A 652-nucleotide genomic window follows, 5' to 3' on the forward strand; every position below is an offset into this window, starting at 1 on the left:
TTCCTGGTCAAGTGGGGCGGCTACGCCGAGCACTACGCCGACGACAACGGCCGCGATCGCGTCCGCTGGGTGCCGGGACGGCAGCTGAAAGGCACCGCCTACGACACACCCATCCAGGGCTACGGCGTGAACACCTGCAACGTGCTGACGTTGTGGAGCGCGCGGGCCGTCAAGTCATTTGCTTTGGATGCCTTCAACACCGGTGACTACTACAAGGCGGTCGAGGACGAGGTCACGTCCGAGACGGTCACCAAGGTGCTGTACCCCAATGACGAGCCCGAGGCCGGCAAGCGGTTGCGCCTGCTGCAGCAGTACTTCTTCGTGTCCTGCTCGCTGCAGCACGTGCTACACATCATGGACGACCTCGCCGACGTGTCCGTGAAGGAGCTGCCGCAGCGGTTTGCATTGCAGCTCAACGACACTCATCCGTCGATCGGGGTCGCCGAGCTGATGCGGTTGCTGGTCGACGAACGCGAGCTGGACTGGGACGAGGCGTGGGATATCACCGTCGCGACGTTCGGATACACCAACCACACCCTGCTCCCCGAGGCGCTCGAGACCTGGCCGCTGGAAATGTTCGCCGAGTCGCTGCCGCGCCATCTGGAGATCATCTACGAGATCAACCGCCGGTTCCTCGACGAGGTGCGCAGCC

At 63.8% G+C, this 652-nt stretch carries 1 protein-coding gene; it reads left to right on the plus strand.

What is annotated here, in order from left to right; translation table 11 throughout:
* A partial coding sequence (locus tag A5625_RS05820) for a glycogen/starch/alpha-glucan phosphorylase (RefSeq protein ID WP_197515988.1) occupies positions 1–652 on the plus strand: 652 nt, incomplete at both ends.

The sequence above is a fragment of the Mycobacterium sp. 1465703.0 genome (genome assembly GCF_001672975.1).
GTDB lineage: Bacteria > Actinomycetota > Actinomycetes > Mycobacteriales > Mycobacteriaceae > Mycobacterium.